This window comes from Sphingomonas sp. Leaf30, assembly GCF_001422525.1.
Taxonomy (GTDB): Bacteria; Pseudomonadota; Alphaproteobacteria; order Sphingomonadales; family Sphingomonadaceae; genus Sphingomonas; species Sphingomonas aerolata.
In genome coordinates this window covers 14,562-33,542 of record NZ_LMKZ01000015.1, presented here as the reverse complement: position 1 = coordinate 33,542, position 18,981 = coordinate 14,562, and the positions used below count along the sequence as shown (strand labels likewise).

Here is an 18,981-nt window from a genome sequence, read left to right as displayed (position 1 = left end):
CTCAGTAATCCTGCGGGAAATTGACCCGCTCGCGCTCGACGACGAGCGGGGTGCCGCGCGTCCGTTCGGACGTCAGACGAACCTGATCGCCGATCAATCCGAGAAACCCAAACAACAAGGCAAATTGAAGCTCCACCGCACCGGCGATCAACCAGGGCGTCGACGGGGTCCCGACAACAGCAGCGATGAGCGCTGCAAGGATCGTAAGGCCGGTCAGCACGCCACAGAACCCTGCAACGAAGAAGGGCAGACGGATCAGATTCTTTGACGAGCTCGCCAAGCCCGACAGCGCAAAGTCGAGCAACGTGAAGAAGTTGTTGTTCGACAGGCCCCGCAACCGGCCCGGCCGGGGGTAAGGAATGATCTCGGTCGAATAGCCGGTCTCGACGAGCATCCCGCGGAAGAACGGTTCGGGCTCCTTCATCGCCGCGATCGTGCGGACGACTTTGCGATCGTAAAGGCCAAAGCCGGTCGCGTTCGGGATAATCGGGTACTCGCCGACCTTGCGCGAGATTGCGTAGAACAACCGCCGCAATGACCCAAACAGGAAGGTCGACTTTTCCTTTTCGCGGACGCCGAGCACGATGTCCACGCCAGCGCGCCAGCGCTCGACGAAGCGCGGCAGGAGTTCGGGCGAGTCCTGGAAATCGGCACACATCGCGATGACCGCGTCGCCGCTGGCCTCGAAGATCGCATGCGTAGGGGAACGCATTTGGCCAAAATTACGCGTGTTGACGATCAGCCGGATGCGCGGATCGGCTGCGCACATCTCACGGATGATCGCGACGGTGCGATCGGTCGAGGCATTGTCGATGAAGATGATGTCGAAGCTATCGCTGACCTGCTCGAGCTGAGCGATCACCGCGGCTGCAATGAGCGCGGCATTCGCCTCCTCGTTCCGGCAAGGGATGACGACCGAGATTTCGGGCGAAATCCCGGGCGAGACTCTGGGTGGTATGGACATGGTCATGCGATTTCCCGGCGCGTGCCGACTGGCGGGCGCATGGCATAGAATTCGATCGCTCCGGCGAGCAGGAGGATGAGGATGAAGAGGATCATCGGCCCCTTGTTCAGCTGTCGATCGGTATCGATGAAGGGGGTTTCGAGGATGCGGACATTGGCCGTGGAGGTCAGGTCCTCGACGGTCGTGCCCGCCAGAAAGTTGCGATAGTTGTAATAGAGACTGGTCGCCAGCGCGAGCTCGCGTTCCAGCTTCTGCGACTGGGTGGATTGTTGGACCACGCGGCCGAGCGAATTCGAACCTGACGGGCTCAGGGCCTGGAACTGCGCGAGCTGCTGACGCAGTGCCTCGATCTCCGAGAGGATCTGCTTGACCGAGATGTTCTCGTCCGTCGCGAACTGGCGCGCCGCGCTCAATTCGACTTCCTTGGCCTTGATCGACGCCTGCAACACAGGAATCCGGTTGCCGATCGCATCGATCGCCGTCGAGGGATTGGAGAAGCGCGTATTGCGGCGGAACAGATCATACGCCGTCTGTGCCCGTGCCAGCCGATCATCGGCCTTGGCCACCAGTTCGACCAGGATATCGCGTTTATAGGCGGTCTGCCGACGTGCGATCGCGCCAAGCCGCTGACGCATCTCGTTGGTCACCACGTTGACGAGCGCACGGCCGAAATCAGGGTCCCGATTGAACGTCTCGACCTGAACGATACCGCCGCGCAGGGCACGGATCGATACGTTCTTTTCCAGCCAGCGGCTCGCCTCGGTCTCATTGCTGAAATTCAGCCGCTTCATCAGCCCCATCTTCTCGATGACCGCATGGCGGGTCTCGACGCTGTTGGCGATCTTCAGGCTGATTTCGACCGCCGCCTGAGTGCCGAACACCGTGTTGAGGGCGCCTAGCTGACCAAGAGCGGCGCCAAGGCCCAAGCTGCTTGGATCCGTCGGCGTCAGCGTCACCGCTGCACGGTAGCGTTCGGGAAAGAAGGTCAGCACTGCCAGCACGGCCAGGACCACGGCGAACAGCCCGCGTCGCACCCAGGGCCGCCTGAAAGGGCTTGTACGGGACAGGGTACCAATCAGGTCGCGGGGTGGCGTCATCGCGTCAACGCCACCACGGTCGCGGCAGCGATGCCGAACTGGAAGGCGATCGTGCTGATATCGCGAATCTTGGACCATACCGACGACGCTTGTGTCTTGATCGGAACGAAGACGACATCGCCTGGCAGGACCTGCGCCTTCATTGCGCCACGACGCCGCGAAACAACGTCGCCATTGGCGCGTACGACGAAGATCTCCTTGCGGTCCGCAGCACGCAACGCACCACCAGCTCGCTCGACATAGTCCTCGACACGGTTGCCGCGTGCATCACTGAGCACGAACGATGCCGGGCGATAAACCGCGCCGAAGACACCGACCGTGATGGGCCGTGGCGGCACGACGATCCGATCGTTGTTCTCAAGCAGGAATTCACCTGGGAGAGCGACCGTTTCGGGGGTGATGTCGAGGACGAGGCGCCCATCGGGCTTGATTGCCCGCAGACGCTCCAGAACCGCCCGACCACTGGCCCGCTGGGCGGCCAGGTCACCGGTGTTTATCGCCGAATCTGCCGTCAACGGGCTGGCCTCGAGCGATATCTCGAGCTGCTGGATCGCCTGGTCGAACGCTTCGCCCTGCGCACGCTGCTCGGATACGCGTTCATACCGCGTACCATAGACATACGCGCGCGAGGTCAATCCGCCGGCCCGCGCCAGAACTTCGCTCAACGGGGTGTTTGCCGGGACATAATAGTTACCTGGCGCATTCACCTCGCCCTCGATCCGAACGACGACGGACTGACGCAGCACCGAGCGTTGCAGGCTGCCCGATGACAGGATCTGGACAATGTCGCCATCCGCTGCAGCGGTCGAGGCCGCCTGAGCACGGTCGATCTGCTTCGCGCCGATCGTATCATAGTTGGCGAGCCGGTAGAGCAGCAGGCGCGACTGATCGGCGAGGCTGTTCGTCCCGCCGGCATAGCCAAGGACCTGGTCCAGCGTCTCGCCTGGCTTGATCTCGAAGATCGCCTCGTTGTTGACGCTGCCCGTGACTGCGATCTGCTGGCCGACCGGCGGGATGAACAACACATCCTCGTTCTGGAGCGTGGCGTCCCCAGAGCGATCGCCGCGCAGAAGCATCTGGTAAAGATCGAAATCGCTCACCAATTCGTTGTTGCGGTAGAGCTTGACTGAACGAAAGCTGCCCCCTGCTGCCGGCCCACCGGCCGCAAGCACGGCGTTGACCATCGTCGACAGGCTGTTGACTGTATAAGCGCCAGGATTATTGGCGAACCCGGTCACGTACACGCGGACGCCGCGCAAGTCGTCGATCCCGACATTGACCGTGAAATTTCGATATTTCAGGCCGATTGCACGGCTGATCGTTTCCTTCAGATCGCCATACCGCGTACCCGCCAACCGAATAGACCCGACTTTCGGCAGGAAGATTCGGCCGTTCGTATCGATCTCGCGCTGGACACTGCCCTCGATCGAACCGGTCATGCCGATCTGGATCTTGTCACCGACGTTCAGAATATAGCTTGACGGCACCGTCGCGGTGGCTGGCGTGGCATAATCGCGATTGCTCGGCAGCAGCAGGTCGCTGCCGAAACGTGGCAGTTTGCGACCTGCGGTCCGCTCGACGAACCGTTCGAACTCATTGGGCGGGGGCAGGGGTTTCAACCGCGGATTGCGTTCCACCCTGTCGGTCGTCGTGCGGTTCGTGTCGTTCCGGTCGTTCTGACTGGTCTGACCGTCGACCTCGACGGCTTCCAGCCGCTCGCCCGTCACCGCCGGCGTCGTATCCGTCGTGGTGTCGTTGCGCCTGGTGCCGGTCGTGCCCTGCGACGGATCCGAAACCGGCGATCCTTGCGGAATATTCGACCCTTGCGCCTGAGGCTGGGGCAGGATCTGGGCATGTGCCGACCCAAGGCTGATCGCCAGCAGCATCACTGCATGACATCCAAAGCGGCTCAGGCGGGGAAACGTACCCCGGTCCCACGCACGTAGTCCACCGGAATCCCGCCTCACGCTTTACGCTCCATCTTGTTCTCACGCTGCCTCAGGCAGGCGTACTTGATCCGGTTCGACCACGATATCGATCGCAGTCGGGGGCTATCCAATGGCACGATCCGTGCCAATCAGATAGTTCGCAGTTTCTTGTATCTGATCGGCAAACGATACGGTCGCGATACCGAAGCCTGCGCGCAGACGATCATAGTCTGCCCGGTCCCCGACATAATTATCGACGCGATCGCTGATGATCGCCGCACGGTCGACCGGCATGGATCCCAACGTCTCCGCAACGACTGCCGCGGCCTCGCCCAGCTCCAGCGCGTCGCCGCCCGTATCGAACCGGACAACACCGGGGGTGCTGTCTGCCAGCAGTCTTAACACCAGCGACATCAGTTCGCGAATGGCGACATAGCCGCGGATCACCTGATGCGGCGCACGTACAGTTATCGGTCGTCCTGCAAGCGCATCGTTGATGAACGCGGCCAGTGCATAGCTCTGGTGTTTGTTGATGTAGCGCCCCGACACGTTGAAGACGCGCGTGATGATCGCCGTACGATTCCGGTCAAGCGCCCAAGCTGCGAACGTCTCCTCGTCGCGCTTCTTCAAGCCGCCATACAAGCGCATCGCATGATCGGCGTTCGCGTCGCCCGCCGATCGGGCTGCGCCAGAGGACGCAACGAATACAGCCACCGCACCGATGCGATCGAGCGCGTCGAGCACGACTTCGCTGAGCGCCGCATTAGCTGCGCTGTACGCGTCGGTATCCATGCCCTCGACGCGATCCTTGGTAAGGAAGGCGAGGTGAAGGACCAGCGTCGGCTGTGGATCGAGCAGGCCGATCTCGGTTAGCGGCCGCTGTTCAACCGACAGTCCATCGCGCAGCGCGAGCGTCCGGGCGTTCGAACCGAAGCACCTGAGCCGCTTATGCAGCGCATCGCCCAGTGCGTCGTGCAGCAACTCGATCGTGGCGCTACCCAGCCAGCCGCTGGCGCCGGTGATGACGATGCGGTGCGTGCTGGCAGCAAGCACCGCGATCGTCTCCGGTGCAAGACCAGGCCGACCGGGCATCGCGATACTCACGCGACCGGACGCGGCGTCATCGCCTCGCGCAATTCCTCGCGTGGCAGGAATGGCGCCATGTCCTCCAGCGCGGAGGAGACCATGGTCCCGTCCTCCAGTCGCCGCGACGACAATTTAGGTGAGAAGGCCTGCGTCTTGTCGATCATCACTTCGCAGAGATGCGCGTCGGGCCCGTCCAGCGCGGCGCGGATCGCGGACGGCAGGTCCTCGTGATTATCGACACGGCTCGACGCCAGCGCGAAGCCGTAGGCCAGCCGCTGATAATCCGGGAATGTCACGCCACTGTCGGGACCGCATCCGACGATGTTCTCGGGAAAGTAATTCTGCTGTGCCTGCCGGATCGAGTGATAGCCGTCATTGTTCAGCACGAAGATCTTGATCGGCAGCGACGCGCCGACGATCGTCTGCAATTCCTGCAGGTTCATCATGATGCTGCCGTCGCCCGCCAGGCAGATGATCCGCTTGGCGCCCGAGGCGTAATAGGCTCCGATCGCGGCCGGCAGGTCATACCCCATCGAGGCACAGCCCGAGTTCGTGTACAGACGCTGCCCGCGCTTCAGATCAGCCGCCTGGAAGATCGTCACGCATGCCGTGCCGTCACCGGTCACGACGATGTCGTTTTCCTCGAGTTCATCGAACAGCGCCGCGCCGAAACAGTACGGATTGATCGGCGACGCCTGCTCCCAATATTCGGGCAATACGACGGGATAGCGTGCGGCACGCTCCCGGCTCCAGGCCAGGAACGCGGCACGCTCCGCGGCCTTGTCGACCGAAGGTGTCGGCTGGGCGGCTGCGGCTGCGAAGAAGCCGCGCAGATCCGCGTGGATCGGCCGGTGCAGCGACAATGTCGGCTTGGCAAGCTCGGCTGCATCGACTTCGACCATCGCCACCTTCGCGTCACGCGCGAAGGACTGCCAGTTGAAGCTGACCTGGCGGATATTGAGCCGCGAGCCGAGCACGAGGACGTAATCGGCTGTCTGCACCGCGAAATTGCCGCCTCGATCGCCCAGCGACCCCGGTCGACCGACATAGAGCGGATGGTCGTTGGAAATCGCGTCATGCGCATTCCAGCCGGTTACGACGGGCACGCCGATACGCCCGACAAACTCCAGGAAGCGAGCATGCTCTCCGGAAATCCGTACGCCGGCACCGGCCAGAACGACGGGCCGCTCGGCCGCATAAAGTTCACCGAGCATCGCCGCGACTTCGGCATCGAGCGCGTTGCCCGTCAGCAGGCCTTCCTCGGACGCCGTGTTGAGCGCTTCGCCATCACGATCGTCGGCATCCGCAGGGTTGAAAGCAACCAGCGTATCCGGGTCGATCATCGCACCCTGAACGTCGCCCGGCACGTCGATCCATACCGGGCCGGGGCGGCCACGACGCGCCAGCCAGAGCGCCTTTTCGACAACCTTGCGGGTATCCTGCGGATCCTGGAGGACGACTGCATATTTGGTGATGCCGCGGACCATCGTCACGATGTCGACTTCCTGGTCGCCAAGCTGGCGCAGGCGTGCATCGATATTGGGCGCGTAGGTCTCGCGCTTCACCTGGCCAGAGATCACGATCATCCCGATCGAGTCCACATAAGCCCCATAGACGCCATTGAGCGCATTCACGCCGCCCGGACCGGTCGTCACGTTGAGCGCCGCCAGCTTGTTCGACAGCCGCCCATAGCTCTCGGCTGCGATCGCGCACCCTTGTTCATGATGAAGGAACAAGGGGCGAAGCCCCGATGCCAGTCCGAACGCATCGTTAAGATGCATCGAGCCGCCACCCGTTAGCATGAACACATCCTCGACGCCTGCGGCGACGAGGAGTTGGGCGATATAGTCGGCGACGCGGATACTGGTCATCAAAGGCCTACACTGGTCGAGGAGATGGTCGGGGTCAGGCCGCGCCGGACGTGCGCTTGCCAGCGACGAAGGCATGGATCGTGTCGGTCGCAAAGGCGATGTGATCCTCGGTCAGGCCAGGATACAGACCGATCCAGAACGTGTTCTCGGTCACGAGATCGGCGTTGGTCAGTTCGCCCACGACGCGGTGCGGACGGCCCTTCATGTAGGGCTGGCGCAGCAGGTTTCCGCCGAACAACAATCGCGTACCGATCCGATGTGCGTCCAGATACTGCGTCAGCTCGTCGCGGAGCAGACCGGATTCGGGACGGATCGTGATCGCGTAGCCGAACCAGGAAGGATCGCTGTTTGGCGTCGCCTTGGGCAGGATCAGCACGTCTTCGAGCGGCTTGAGCGCCTGGGTAAGAAGATCGAAATTGCGACGGCGCGCCGCAATGAATTCGTCGACGCGGTCGAGCTGAGTCACACCGATCGCCGCCTGCATGTCGGTAATCTTCAGATTATAGCCGCAGTGGCCATAGGTGTATTTGTGATCATAGCCGAACGGCAGGTCGCCCAGCTTGCGTGCGAACCGCTTGCCGCAGGTGTTGTCCATGCCCGGCGCGCACCAGCAATCGCGACCCCAGTCACGCATCGATTCGATGACGCGCTTCAGCCGGGGCTTGTTGGTGAACACCGCGCCGCCTTCACCCATCGTGATGTGGTGCGCGGGGTAGAAGCTAAGCGTGCCGATATCGCCGAAGGTGCCGACATGCTGACCGTTATAGGTCGCGCCCAAGGCATCGCAGGTGTCTTCGATCACGAAGAGCCCGTACTTCTCCGCCACGCGCATCACTTCGCCGATGTCGAAGGGGTTGCCGAGCGTATGTGCGATCATGATCGCACGGGTACGATCCGACACTGCCGCCTCGATCATCTCGGGCTTCACGTTGTAGGTCGGGATGTCGACATCGACGAACACCGGGGTCAGGCCATATTGCAGCGACGGATTAACCGTAGTTGGGAAGCCTGTAGCGACGGTGATCACCTCGTCGCCCGGCTTCAATGCATCACTACGCAGATAATGCGAGGTCAGCGTCGACAATGCGAGCAGGTTGGCGGACGAGCCCGAATTGGTCGTCAGCGCATGCTTTACGCCCAAGCGCGCCGCAAGCTTGGCCTCGAACGTCTCGTTGAAGCGGCCCGTGGTCAGCCAGAAATCAAGCGCGGAGTCGACCAGCGAACGCATGTCCGCCTCGCCGTACACCTTGCCCGAAACCGGGACCGGGCTCTCGCCGCGCACGAACGGCTTGGGCGCGTGGAAGGCACGCGCATATTGCCCGACCAGGTCGAGGATGGTCTGGCGCAGTTGCGGCTCGTCGCAATCCGCAGCCTGCGCCATGATCGAATCGACGGCTTCTAGGGTAGATGTCATCAAGAAACTCCAAGGCAATCCCGACGATCATTCCGTCGGGTGCCAGGTGAACAAGCACATGGTTTGAGCAAGGCGCCATAGCTTCGCCGGTGCGGCTCGCCAATGGTCTTTGCTCCCATCATCAAATCAATGCGTTGCGTCGGCTTATGCCAGAACTTCGCGCATGCTGTCCTGGAACGGCGTCCATTCGCCACGCCGCGCGACCTTTTCGACCAGATCGGGATTGGCCAGGAACGCACGCCCCCATGTGACGCAATCGAGCAATCCAGCCTCAAGTTCGGCCTCGGCCTGATCGATCGTCAGCGACGCACCACCCATCAGAACGCCCGACCACATCGGTCGCACCTTGCGGACGATCTCGCCCGACGTCTCAAAATAATTCGAATTGGCGCAGCTGATGTCGAGCGCAGTCAAGCCAAGATCCTGCAAGGCCGGGATGAAATAGGCGAGCATCTCGTCCAGATCCGGCCAGTTATACAGACCGCCCATCGACCGCGATGGCGAGATACGTGCGATCAACCGATCGGCGGGACATACGGCCAGCATCTCGCGCGTCAGCTCAAGCGCGAACCGGCAACGGTTCTCGATCGAACCGCCATAGGCGTCCTCGCGGTCGTTGATCCGTGAGTCGAGGAACTGGTCAGCAAGATAGCCATGGCCGATATGGAGTTCGAGTGCATCGAACCCAACGTCGAGCGCACGACGTGCGGCGTCGGTATAATAGCCGTATACGGTCGGCATTTCCGCCGCCTCGAGCGCGCGGGGCTCACCGTAGGGCTTGCCGTTCTGGCGATTTACGCCGGCTGCCGCACGATTGGTCGAACTAACCGGTGCATCGCCTGTATAGTCCGAGTGCGAGATGCGCCCGGTATGCCAGAGCTGGCAGGCGATCTTCGCGCCGCCCTCATGGACCGCGTCAACGACCTGCCGCCAGCTTTCGGCCTGCTCGTCGGTCGCGATATAAGGCGCATTGTTCCAGCCATCGCCGCTGCGATGGATGACCGTGCCCTCGGTCAGGATCAGGCCGACGCCCCCATCAGCACGACGCTTGTAATAGTCGCGGATCTCCGGGGTCGCGCGGTGGCCTTCATCGGCGAAACCGCGGCTCATTGCCGACATCACCGACCGGTTGCGCAAGGGCATGAAGCCCGGATGATCGAGGGGTTCGAGCAGGCGGGTCATCGGGTGGACTCCAGTCGATATTGATCGAAAAACGGATGGTCGAGATAGGCGTGTAGCGTCGGGCGCCAGGCACGTTGCAGATCGAGATGTTCGGCCTTCAACCGAGCGCATGACAGTACGGCCTTGTCGGGACGGCGCCCCAGTTCCGATCCGGAAACCGCAGACGCATCGACGGGCACGATTTCGAGCCGTTCGCTCCAGCCGAGCGCCGCAACGATCTCGTGCGCGATGTCGGCAAAAGTCGCGGCATCCTGGCATGCCATCTGGTAATGGCCGCTGCCACCCCGCGAGAGAAGAAGCAGCGTATTGTAGGCGAGATCGCGCGTCCAGGTCGGCTGCCAGATGCGCGTGCCGACTTCAAACCGGGTTTCGCCACGCGCCATCGCCGCCTGCATGACCGGAATTATGCGGCCGACGAAGTTCTTGTCCGAAGCCTCGCCTCCGAAGAAGCCGGCCATGCGGACGATCGTCGCCTCGGGGAGGGCGGCAGTCACGACCTTTTCGGCTTCGTATTTCAGCTCGCCGTACAGCGACAAGGGACGCGGTGTCTCGTCCTCTGCGATCGGGTTGGTGCGGCCATCATACACCAGGAAAGACTGCGGATACAGGAACCGTGTTCCCGCCTGCCTGGCAAGCGCGACGGCATTGGCCGTGCCCTCGACGATGGTACGCCGTGCCTCCTCGGGCTCCCGGGCGCAGCCTTCCACATCGACGCGAGCCGCGCAGTGGACGATCCAGCCTCCACGGACCCAGTCGCCCCAGCCGGCCAATGCGCCAGCATCACGAACATCAAGCTCCTCACGCCCCGGCGCCCGGACGTCGAGACGTGGAAACCGCGCCGCCTCGAGCGCCAACGCCGACCCCAGCATTCCTTTCCCACCGGTAACCAGTACCGGAATACGCTCAGTCATCATCTCTTCGCTCTTCTGCGTCCGCATGATGGAAGCCGATGTTGCAGGCTGCCCGCAACGCTCGTTCCATCAGGCAATTGTCGCAAAGCGACAGGACCTTTTGGGGAAAATTGTCAATTCACCTAGCAGTGCTCGAGCACAGGGGGCAACCACCGTTGGTTAACATGCATCCATGCCGCGCAACGCCGATAGGAAACGGACATGCAAGAAACGGCCGAATTCAGGCGATGGTGGCAGACGCGCTGGATCATGGCCGGTGCCGTGCTCGCGTCCGCCTTGCCGATGCTTTGGCCGTCACTGCCGCCTCTTGTCGACTTGCCGGGGCATCTGGGCAGCTACCGCATCATCGTCGAAGCGGGGCAGCAGCCACTCGATCGACATTATGCGGTACATTGGGCACTGATCGGCAATCTGGGGGTCGAGCTGCTGGTCATGCTGCTCCATCCGCTGATGGACGTGGAGTCGGCCACGCATCTGATCGTCGGATTGATACCCCCACTTACCGTGGCGGCGATGCTGTGGCTGGCCCACGAGGCGCATGGCCGCATACCGCCTGCCGCGGCCTTCGCCTTTCCTCTCGCCTATGCCCTGCCATTCCAGCTGGGCTTCCTGAACTACGTCCTGAGCGGGACGCTCGTCATCGCAGGGCTCGCATTGTGGATCCGTCTTGCCCGAAACCATGCCACATGGATGCGGATCGCCGTGTTCCTGCCGATCGCAGGCGTCGTCTGGACCTGCCATAGCTTCGGCTGGGTATTGCTGGGCTTCTTCGTTTTCGGCGCGGAATGGGCCATTCGGCGAGGCCGTGGACAACGGCTGGTTCCGGCCACGCTGTTCGCGGGCCTGACCTGCGCGCCGATGCTGTGGCCTCAGGTCCTGGCGATGATCCATGGTTCGCACGGCGCGGCGGTAACCGGCGGATGGCTCGACTGGATCTACAAGGCACAATGGCTGTCGTCGCTGCTCCGCGAGCGTTGGCATGTCTATGACGTGGGCTGCGCCATTGTGCTGGGGCTGTTGCTCTGGGCGGCAGTACGATCAAAACAACTGGCGATGATACCAGTGCTGGGCGTGCCCGCGCTGATCGGAGGCTTGGCCTTCGTCATCCTGCCGCCCTTCTTCATGGGCGGCGCCTTCATCAATGCCCGCGTGCTTCCTTATGCCGTCATGATGAGCTTGCTTGCCATCCATGCCCGTAACGACGTCACTGAAACACGGCTTGCGATCGGCGGTGCGGCGTTCTTTGCGATGCGGACGGCCACCACGATCGTCGCGTTCGGGCTGTTCATCGCCGAGCGGAGGGTCGAACTGGCACCCCTGCCGTTGATGCCGCGAGGAGCAGGCGTGCTCACGTTGGTCAGCGAGCCTTGGGAAGACGTCTGGCTTAACCCGCGTCTTTCCCACGTTGCCGGCATTGCAATCGCCAGACGGCGCATCTTCACCAACGAACAATGGGCCTCTGCCGGCCAGCAGATAATCGAGCCTCGCCATCCGACTGCCGCACCGTTCGACCGCGATCCGTCCCAGCTGATGCTCGATGCGGAACGCCCCGGTGGCTCCTCGGACCTGGATCACGCGATCGCGACCTTCGATCGCAGAACCTTCGGCTACGTATGGACGATAGGGTTTCCCGAAGGCCGTGCACGCGCGACCGATCTGGTCCCGATCTGGCAAAGCGATCGGTCTGCACTGTACCGTGTCGTGGACCGGAGCGTTCCACGCCCGGCTGTCCCCGTCACTCGTCGATCATATCGATGAACATGCTTGCCCGCAGCATGTCGCGCGACAGGAAAGGCGACAGATCCTCGAGGGGGGGCGAGGTGATCCGCCCGTCATCATGTTGGCGCGCGCTCAATTTAGGCGCGAATGGTACATCGCCGTCAATCATAAGCTCGCACAGGACCGGCCCGTCGGCCGCGAGCGCTGCTGCGATCGTCGCATCCAGATCAGCGGGCGTCTCTGCCCGGAACACCGTAAACCCGAAGGCCGCACCGACCTTGGCGAAATCCGGGAAGGTCACGTCGCTTTTCGGCCCGCCCCCGACCTCGACACCGCCAAAGAACAGGCGCTGTGTCTGGAAGACCGACACATAGCCGTTGTTGTTGAGCAGGAATATCTTCACCGGCAGGCGGTGCCCGGCGATCGTCTGCAACTCCTGCAGGTTCATCATGATGCTACCGTCGCCGGTGATGCAGATTACCCGGCGATCCCCCCCGGTCGCAACGCACACGCCGATCGCGGCAGGCAAGTCGTATCCCATCGTCGCGCAGCCCGAGTTGGTCCACAGCCGCTGCCCCTGCTTGATCGTCGCAGTTTGAAAGCCGATCACGCAGGCACTGCCATTGCCGGTCACGATGACATCATCGGTTTCGAGCGCCCGGGACAGGGTATCGAGCGCAACATAGGGATGAAGGAGTGTATGCTCGCGGTATTCGGGCAGGACCAGCGGGAACATCCGGCGCCGTTCCTGCGCCCAGGACAACCAGGTGCGTTGCTCCTCGTCGGGCCCTTCATACGGGGTCGCGAGCAGCGCCGGCAACAGGTCGCGGAGATCGGCGACGATCGGTAAATCGGGTCTGACGGTGGGTTTCTGCAGTTCCAGAGGATCGATGTCGACCCATGCCTTGTAGGCGGCGCGCGCAAAGCTGCCCCAATTGTAGCTGATCTGCCGGATGTTGAGGCGGCTTCCAAGGATCAGGAGAAAATCGGCGTTCTGCGTGACCAGATTGCCGCCACGGTCGCCGATCGTACCCGGCCGGCCGGTAAACAACGGATGGTCATCCCACAGGACGTCATGCGCGTTCCAGGCAGTGACCACCGGAACGCCCAGGCGCTCGATCACGCGCAGGAAATCGGCGTGCGCGCCACTCAGGCGCACGCCGCCACCAGCGAGAACGACCGGACGGCGCGCCTTTGTCAGCTGGTCGACGATGGCTGCTGCAGCCGCAGCGAAATCGGTCTTGCGCCACGGCTCGTCGAGTTCGGCCGGGTCGAAACCGGGCAGGGTGTCGGGATCGATCTGGGTCGACTGGATATCGAGCGGAATATCGATCCAGCATGGTCCGGGTCGCCCCGACGCAGTCAAGTACAACGCTTTTTCAAGGTGATAGCGCATCGATTGCGGGTCAGTCACCATCACGGCATATTTGGTGATCGGCCTGACGACCTCCTCGATGTCGAGTTCCTGATCACCATATTGGCGCAGGCCTAGTCCGGTCGAGCGCACCGTCGTCTCGGTCTTCACCTGACCCGAAATCACCAACATGCCGATCGAGTCCACGAACGCGCCATAGACCCCGGTAATGGCGTTGGTACCGCCGGGGCCAGACGTCACGTTGACCACGGCCAGCCGGTTCGTCAGCCGGTAATAGGCCTCGGCAGCGATCGCGAGCGCCTGCTCGTGATGCATGAACATGCAGCCGAGGCGTGGATCGGTACCAAGCGAATGGTTGAGATGCATCGCCCCCCCGCCCGTCAGCATGAAGACGTGGCGGACACCATGATCGACCAGTCGCTGGGCGACCCAGTCGGATAGCTTGATCATGCTCATGGTTTCGCCCTGACTTGTCGCGGCCGATGCGCTGGCAGCATCGCCGTGCCGTACTCTGCCGCACCCGCTCGCGAAAGACGTGCGTCGCCACTGCCGCAGCGGCAATCCTCGGGCAAGACCTGCGTTACGCCGAAACCAGCATGCCCGATCGGGCATGATCCGACAGCAACCGCGCAAAGGCTTGCTCGATCATGGTCCGAGTTGCCGCGTCGCGCGGCAGCATGAGCCGCTCGATCACACCGTCCACGCGAGCGACGATGACCGCATAGTGATCACGGGTATGCTTCTTGTCAGACTCGAACGCATCCATCAGGCTCGAGACAGTTGCCATACCCAGCGCCTCGGGCAGGCCGTCGACCGCACCCAGAAGCTCTGTGACATGCGCGCGGAACGGCGCGATCGAAGGTGCATTGCTGTAGTCGCGTCCCATCGCCTCGCCGAGCCGGAACGCCGTGAACATGCCCAGGCCGACCGCAATGCCGTGGCTGACCGCGAACGTCGTTGCGGCTTCGATCGCATGACCGAAGGTGTGGCCAAAGTTCAGGAGCAGTCGTTCACCCTTGTCGAACTCGTCGACCTCGATGAACCATTTCTTGCCACGCAGGCTACGGTCGATAACCGCGACCAGGGTCGTTTCATCTGCCTCAACCGAGGGCCGTGCCGCCAGATAGGCATCAAATTCGCTGGTGTTGCGGCACAGGCAGATCTTGGCCGCTTCACACAAGCCTGCCGCCCGCTGCTCGTGCGACAGCGTCGCGACGAAGCTCGGATCGATCAGCACCTCGACGGGCGGATGGAAGGTACCGACGATGTTCTTGTAAATGCCGACGTTGATCGAAGATTTTCCACCGATGCAGCTGTCGGTCATGCTGAGCAACGTCGTGGGAACGTACACCCAGTCGATCCCGCGCATGTAGGTCGATGCGGCAAAGGCGGCGATATCTTGGATAACCCCCCCGCCGACCGCAACCAGCGTGGTGTTGCGCGTGGCACGGCGTTCGCGAAGCTGAACGATGATGTCGGTCATCCGGTCGAGCGACTTGGCAGGCTCGTCCGCGACGACGACGATCGGATCGAGGCCCGCCGCGATGAATGGTGCCTGCAGATACGCGTCGACCAGAAAGACGCGATCTCCGTCCGTGTCGAGCATCTGCTGCAACAGTCCGGTGCCGATGCCGACACTATAGCTGCCGGTCGATGCTTGAACCGCGAAGGTGCGAACCGCCGGGGTACGTGCTGCGTTAGAGGAGGTTGGCATTGCTCATTCCCAAATCGACGGCCAGCGACTGTCCGCTGATGCTCGTGTTCCGTTCGGAACACAGAAATATGATGGTGTCGGCCAGTGTCGCCAGATCGGGCAACCGTCCGACCATGGTCTTGTCGCAGACGCGGGAAATCTGTTCGTCCGACAGCTGCGACCGAGTCATTGGCGTGTCGAGAACACCCGGTAGAACACCGTTTACGAGGTGTCCGTCAGCCCCCAGGTCGACACTGGCCGAGCGCACGAACCCGCCGATCGCGGCCTTCGTCATCGTGTAGGACAATTTGTTTGTCCGCGCGCGCTCCTGCCAGATTGAACTGACGACGACGATGCGGGCGCCGCCTTCTCGCAGCAGTCCCGCCTCCACGAGCATCGCGCTGGCAACGACAACTGACAGGCAGTTGGCCCGGTAGAGGTCGAGGTGGCCGGCAAGGTCGAACGTGGCCAGGGAATCGGTCACATTCGCACCTTGCGCGAAACATACACCGTCGAACGGCTGCTGGCCCTCAAAAACTAATCGAGGATCGGCATCGTCCAGCGGATCATAGTGCAACCACTCTATGCCGTCGTGCTTCGACGTGGAACGCTCGGTCCGCGACACTGCGACGACCTGCCATCCATCACGGATGGCATGGTCGACGACAGTGGTGCCGATCGCCCCCGACGCGCCCAATACCAGCAGGCGCCAAGGCTTGGTCACGCGTGTTAGCCGACAGACTTGAGCTTGGGAGCCGCAGCCTTGTTCATCCGCGCTTCCATCATGTCGATACGCGCGGCGTCTTCATGCGCGATCTTGGCATAATAGTCGCGTTTGTTGGTCAGCCAGGCGAGTTCGAACTCAACCGCGTTCGCGATCCCGTCCTCGATCGTGCTGCTGTTGACGGCAGATCCGTCAAAAATGACCTTGCGGGTCTCGAACCGATCGAGGCGGATAGCTTGGATCTCGCGCAATGCGTCGATGGCTTCGACCGAAACCGAACCGCCGACGACCAATTCGAGATCGTTCTCGGCGCATGCATGCGCAACCTTCAATACGGCATCGGTAATCTGGCGATCGTTGATTGCCGTCCGCGGCAGGCCACGCGACAGCGTGAAGTCGACGCGACCGAAAACGATGCCATCGACACCGCCCTTGGCGATCGGCAGCATCTCGTCCATGTTGCGCAGCGTCGTCTCGGTTTCCAAGTTATACAGAAACTCGGTACGCTCACGCAACGACCCGTGGGTCTTGTTCTTGGCCTCGATGAACTTGGTGAGGGCATATGCTGTCTCGACCATCGGTGCGATGACGTAATCGACACCATAAACCTTGGTTGCGAGTAGATCGGATACCGCTTCACAACCACCGATCTTGAGTGCGACCTTCACGTCGGCGCGCTGCGCGATCTCGAGCAAGCGATGAAACTCGTCGGGACGCGTGCCCTCTGCTTCAAATTCGGCCTTGACGGCGACAACACCGTGCTGGTCTCGCCCGCGCTTCAGCGCTTCAAGCATCCTACGTTCGGTGGTGTTCACGACAATTCCTCGTTACTCTATCAAACTGGCAGCGTTCCTGACGATTGTCGCTGTCGCCGTCAATCGTTGGAACGAATCAAGCACTCGAAATTGCGCCTTCGCATACCATGGCACAGCTATGGATCGAGTGGTTGATTGCCTTTAATCGTGAATGTTTCGCATCGAAATTGGCTTCACGCAATATCGGAATAATATGCTAATTGCGACACTGGCGGGGTGCGACGGCGGTTCTTTTGGGGACCAAGCGACGACGAACCCATTCTACAGGATGAGGGTGGAGCAATGAATTGCTCGGCTACGCGTTTTCTTCATACCGACGAACGAGGATCGGTCGTCGGAATTGCAGATTGTTTTGGCAACCGACTTCAAGCAAACAGCTATGATGGACATGCTATACCGGCATACAGCAATTGGGGGCGCTTCCAATTATCCAGCTGATATCGATACTATTAAAGCCGACATTGAAATAGAACTTGAGCAGTGTGCCGCACGAGCAAATCATGAGGTTTGCATGTCTGGATACCCTGTTATGACGGCTGATTTCGATGAAAACTACGTCAAGCTCGCTGAAACGGCAGAGGACGTTAAGCAGGAAAATCTTATAGCTCACATCGAAGCGGACGAGTTCGTAGCGGCTTTGCGATCCGCTATGGAGCAAGCTGTTCACTTAAATGAGGCATAGCCGCAAAATCCGCAGGCTAATCCTCCCCAGTGTAGTTCGGCCCTCTATAAAGTCGGAAAGGGCATCAAATACGGTGGCAGCGATAGGCCAGGTTTAGATGCACTTCGTCGCACAACCGGCGCTCGGAACGGATCCCCATGCTGTAGCCGATGATGAGCATGCGGATCATCAGCTCGGGGTCGATCGATGGCCGTCCCATCTCGCCATAGAACGGCTTCAGATGTTCGCGGATGCCCGACAGGTCCACGAACCGGTCGATCGAGCGCAGCATGTGGTCCGCAGGAACATGCCGCTCCAGACTGAAGCTGTAGAACAGCGCTTCCTGCGCTACCGTCCGCTCGCCCATCATCGGCCCGTCTCCGCTCACCTCGCGAGGTTGAATCAAACCGCCGACACTACTGCAAGGCCGACTTTTTCAACACGATCCTCTCTAACCAGGACATTCGTGCTTACTCCGCGGCAAGACACAGACGACGAATAGCGCGATCAGAACGCCGCCAGAATGCGTGAACGTTTACATTCACATGTATGCTGATGTCGCAAAAGTCGGTTGCAAAATACCTTCATTCTGATACAATTTTGCGACATGCTAATTGGCTATGCCCGTGTGTCCACCGATGACCAAGATCTCCGGCTGCAACGCACCGCGTTGAAGGAGGCTGGATGCAAGCGGACGTTTGAGGAAAAGATCTCGGGCGCAAAGCGTGACCGGCCCCAGCTGGCCAAGATGATCGAGCAGCTGCGCGATGATGACACGGTGGTGGTGACCAGGCTCGACCGACTGGCACGTTCCACCCGCGATTTACTCGACATTGCCGAGAAGCTGAAGGAAGCCGGCGCCGGCCTGCGCTCACTGGCTGAGCCTTGGGCGGATACGACCTCGCCAGCGGGACGCATGGTACTGACCGTGTTCGCCGGCATCGCCGAATTCGAGCGCGAGCTGATCCACCAACGCACCAGCACCGGGCGGGTAGCGGCCAAGGCGAGGGGAGTACGCTTCGGGCGCCCGCCCAAGCTCACCCCCGATCAAATCGCGCTAGGCGAGCGGCTGGTAAGCGAGGGTACGTCCGTGCGTGAAGCTGCCAAGCTGCTTAAATGCCATCATGCGACGCTCTACCGTGCACTGGCAGCCGCGGCGTCAGGAATGGACGTCTGATGCCGATCCGTGCCGAACATGTGTTCCTATATCCGATCGATTGGCCGCAGCTGTCGCAGCTCGTGCGCTTTGTCAGAGCGAAGGGACGATGCGAGCATTGCGCGCGTCCCCATGGCCAAAGGGTTTTTCACTTGGGAGATGGACGGTGGTGGGACAGGAATCGTCTATGCTGGCGCGATGGCAGGGGACGGCGCGTGCGACGACCGATGGAGAACATCCTGATCCAAGGCAGGTGGACACCGGTGGTGCTGGCGTGTGCTCACCTCAACCATGATCCTAGCGATAGCGCGCTTCACCAGCTGGCTGCACTCTGCCAGCGCTGCCACATGATTTATGACGGCCCCGAACATCGTCGTCGGCGCTG

The 18,981-nt window shown here is 61.6% G+C and carries 15 protein-coding genes and 1 pseudogene; 3 read left to right on the top strand and 13 right to left on the bottom strand.

What is annotated here, in order from left to right; all coding sequences use genetic code 11:
- Position 1 precedes the first annotated feature (1 nt).
- The 8 genes from ASE89_RS11815 to ASE89_RS11780 all read right to left on the bottom strand — a co-directional run bounded on the left by ASE89_RS11815 (position 2) and on the right by ASE89_RS11780 (position 10,453).
- A complete protein-coding gene (locus ASE89_RS11815; RefSeq protein ID WP_236701741.1) occupies positions 2-970 on the bottom strand; it encodes a glycosyltransferase family 2 protein in 969 nt (322 codons plus the stop codon).
- Entirely contained in the window at positions 967-1,998 is a 1,032-nt protein-coding gene (locus tag ASE89_RS11810; protein ID WP_056677886.1) for a hypothetical protein, read from the bottom strand. Before ASE89_RS11810 ends, ASE89_RS11815 begins: the two co-directional genes overlap by 4 nt.
- Before the next feature lie 59 nt (positions 1,999-2,057).
- A complete protein-coding gene (locus ASE89_RS11805; protein ID WP_056677884.1) occupies positions 2,058-3,947 on the bottom strand; it encodes an SLBB domain-containing protein in 1,890 nt (629 codons plus the stop codon).
- A gap of 165 nt (positions 3,948-4,112) precedes the next feature.
- Entirely contained in the window at positions 4,113-5,081 is a 969-nt protein-coding gene (locus ASE89_RS11800) for an NAD-dependent epimerase/dehydratase family protein (protein ID WP_156363446.1), read from the bottom strand.
- A gap of 8 nt (positions 5,082-5,089) precedes the next feature.
- Complete coding sequence (locus ASE89_RS11795) at positions 5,090-6,946, bottom strand: thiamine pyrophosphate-binding protein (RefSeq protein WP_056677878.1); 1,857 nt, start codon at positions 6,944-6,946, stop codon at positions 5,090-5,092.
- 34 nt (positions 6,947-6,980) lie between these two features.
- Entirely contained in the window at positions 6,981-8,360 is a 1,380-nt protein-coding gene (gene rfbH, locus ASE89_RS11790; RefSeq protein ID WP_236701740.1) for a lipopolysaccharide biosynthesis protein RfbH, read from the bottom strand.
- A gap of 144 nt (positions 8,361-8,504) precedes the next feature.
- Entirely contained in the window at positions 8,505-9,542 is a 1,038-nt protein-coding gene (locus ASE89_RS11785; RefSeq protein ID WP_056677872.1) for an oxidoreductase, read from the bottom strand.
- Positions 9,539-10,453: an SDR family oxidoreductase gene (locus tag ASE89_RS11780; protein ID WP_269082960.1), complete on the bottom strand. Its 915-nt coding sequence runs from the start codon at positions 10,451-10,453 to the stop codon at positions 9,539-9,541. The genes ASE89_RS11785 and ASE89_RS11780 overlap by 4 nt, the downstream gene beginning before the upstream one ends.
- 201 nt (positions 10,454-10,654) lie before the next feature.
- On the opposite strand from ASE89_RS11780, the gene ASE89_RS11775 reads away from it, so the two are divergent.
- Positions 10,655-12,211, top strand: a complete 1,557-nt coding sequence (locus tag ASE89_RS11775; protein ID WP_056677868.1) for a hypothetical protein — start codon at positions 10,655-10,657, stop codon at positions 12,209-12,211.
- On the opposite strand, the gene ASE89_RS11770 is transcribed toward ASE89_RS11775, so the two are convergent.
- The 4 genes from ASE89_RS11770 to ASE89_RS11755 form a co-directional block, all read right to left on the bottom strand.
- On the bottom strand, positions 12,189-14,003 hold the full coding sequence (locus ASE89_RS11770) for a thiamine pyrophosphate-binding protein (RefSeq protein WP_201781534.1): 1,815 nt from the start codon (positions 14,001-14,003) through the stop codon (positions 12,189-12,191). The genes ASE89_RS11775 and ASE89_RS11770 overlap by 23 nt on opposite strands.
- Before the next feature lie 124 nt (positions 14,004-14,127).
- Positions 14,128-15,153 (bottom strand): 3-dehydroquinate synthase, encoded by a 1,026-nt coding sequence (locus ASE89_RS11765; protein WP_056677865.1) that lies wholly within the window; start codon positions 15,151-15,153, stop codon positions 14,128-14,130.
- Positions 15,154-15,244: 91 nt separating this feature from the next.
- Positions 15,245-15,964 carry an SDR family NAD(P)-dependent oxidoreductase gene (locus ASE89_RS11760; RefSeq protein WP_056677862.1) on the bottom strand — a complete coding sequence of 240 codons (720 nt, stop codon included), beginning with the start codon at positions 15,962-15,964 and terminating at the stop codon, positions 15,245-15,247.
- A 5-nt stretch (positions 15,965-15,969) separates the two neighbouring features.
- Positions 15,970-16,779 carry an aldolase/citrate lyase family protein gene (locus ASE89_RS11755; protein WP_192003702.1) on the bottom strand — a complete coding sequence of 270 codons (810 nt, stop codon included), beginning with the start codon at positions 16,777-16,779 and terminating at the stop codon, positions 15,970-15,972.
- Between the two features lie 340 nt (positions 16,780-17,119).
- Here ASE89_RS11755 and ASE89_RS20400 point away from each other — a divergent pair, with 340 nt between their 5' ends.
- Positions 17,120-17,461, top strand: a complete 342-nt coding sequence (locus tag ASE89_RS20400; RefSeq protein WP_236701738.1) for a hypothetical protein — start codon at positions 17,120-17,122, stop codon at positions 17,459-17,461.
- A 79-nt stretch (positions 17,462-17,540) separates the two neighbouring features.
- Here ASE89_RS20400 and ASE89_RS11750 read toward each other — a convergent pair.
- Positions 17,541-17,810 (bottom strand): annotated as a pseudogene (locus ASE89_RS11750) (transposase); the annotation flags it as partial.
- A 237-nt stretch (positions 17,811-18,047) separates the two neighbouring features.
- On the opposite strand from ASE89_RS11750, the gene ASE89_RS11745 reads away from it, so the two are divergent.
- Positions 18,048-18,617: a recombinase family protein gene (locus ASE89_RS11745; RefSeq protein ID WP_056677954.1), complete on the top strand. Its 570-nt coding sequence runs from the start codon at positions 18,048-18,050 to the stop codon at positions 18,615-18,617.
- Positions 18,618-18,981: the final 364 nt, after the last annotated feature.